The sequence below is a fragment of the Streptomyces sp. NPDC005794 genome (genome assembly GCF_042871445.1).
GTDB lineage: Bacteria > Actinomycetota > Actinomycetes > Streptomycetales > Streptomycetaceae > Streptomyces.
In genome coordinates, this window is record NZ_JBIAIN010000063.1 from 1 (window position 1) to 1,308 (window position 1,308).

2 protein-coding genes are annotated in these 1,308 nt (G+C 65.4%); both read right to left on the reverse strand.

Going from position 1 to position 1,308, the window contains the following annotated elements; all coding sequences use genetic code 11:
• Positions 1-33: 33 nt before the first annotated feature.
• Positions 34-930, reverse strand: coding sequence for an IS3 family transposase (locus ACFYQ5_RS36095; RefSeq protein WP_389203856.1), 897 nt, complete (start codon positions 928-930; stop codon positions 34-36).
• Complete coding sequence (locus ACFYQ5_RS36100; RefSeq protein WP_389203858.1) at positions 927-1,238, reverse strand: transposase; 312 nt, start codon at positions 1,236-1,238, stop codon at positions 927-929. The genes ACFYQ5_RS36095 and ACFYQ5_RS36100 overlap by 4 nt, the downstream gene beginning before the upstream one ends.
• Between the last annotated feature and the right edge of the window lie 70 nt (positions 1,239-1,308).

Below are 1,308 nucleotides of genomic sequence, written 5' to 3' on the forward strand. Positions count from 1 at the left end.
TGAAGTTTCCCCGTGATCTTGAACACGATGTTGTTACGCCGCGAGGGTCTGGCCCTGTTGGTAGCGCAATCGGGTCTCGTGGGGCGTGAGGTAGCCCCAGTGGATGTGTTTGCGTAGTCTGCGGCGGTTGTAGAACGCCTCGATGAAGGCGAAGATCTCCCGGCGTGCGGTGGCCCGGTCGGGCCAGAGGCGGGTGCCGATCTCCTCTTTGAGGATGGCCCAGAAACTCTCCGCGGCGGCGTTGTCGAAACAGATCCCCGTGCGCCCCATGCTTTGCTTCAGCCTCAACTGGCTGATTCTGTTGCGGAATTGGCTCGAGGTGTATTCCGATCCGCGGTCCGAGTGCACGATGCAGCCAGGCTCCAGACGGCCGAGGCTCGCGGCCATGTCCAGGGCGTCGACGACCAGGTCCGCGCGGTGGTGGTCGGCCATCGAGAAGCCGATCACCTCGCGGGTGGCCAGGTCGAGCCAGCCGGCGAGGTAGAGCCAGCCCTCGGTGGTGGGGATGTAAGTGATGTCCCCGACAATCTTCGTGCCGGGCGAGGCGGCGTGGAAGTCACGCCCGATCCGGTCCGGAGCAGGCGCCGCCTTCGCGTCGGCCTTGGTCAGACTGCGGCGGCCGGTGCGGCGGCTGTGGCCGGCGATCCCGCGCTCACGCATGATCCGCTCGACCCGCTTGTGGTTCACCAGCCGCCCCTGGCGCCGCAGTTGGGCCGTCACCCGCGGCACCCCGTACGTCCTCTTCGAGGCCACATGGATCACGGCAATCTCGTGCCCGAGCACCTCATCAGCACGCTGCCTGGACTCGCGGGCCTCGGCGGCCGCGACCCAGGCGTAGTAGGTGGAGCGGGACAACTTCATCACCCGGCACAGCAGGACGATCGTGTAGTTCGCCTTCTCCGCGTGGACGAACCGGCATATCGCGCTCACCGTTCGCTCTCCTTCGCGAAGAAGGTCGTCGCTTTTTTTAGGATCTCAATCGTTTTCGCCTGTTCCGCAGTGAGCTTGCGAAGGCGCTTCAGCTCCTCGTCCCGCTCGTCGGTGCTGGTCCCGCCCGCGGCCGACACGGACTTCACGGCCGTGGCCTTCCTGGCCTTGTTCACCCAGCCGCGCACGCTCTCGGAGCTGATGCCGAGCTCGCGGGCGACATCGGTCGGGGTGCGGCCCGAGGAGTGGACGAGATCGACCGCGTCTCGCTTGTACTCCTCGGAGTACCGCTTCTGGTACTTGCTTGCCACCTGGTCACTGCTTCCTCTGGAACCACTCAGGTCCCAGTTTCCAGGTGTTCACGATCAAGGGGAAGCTTCA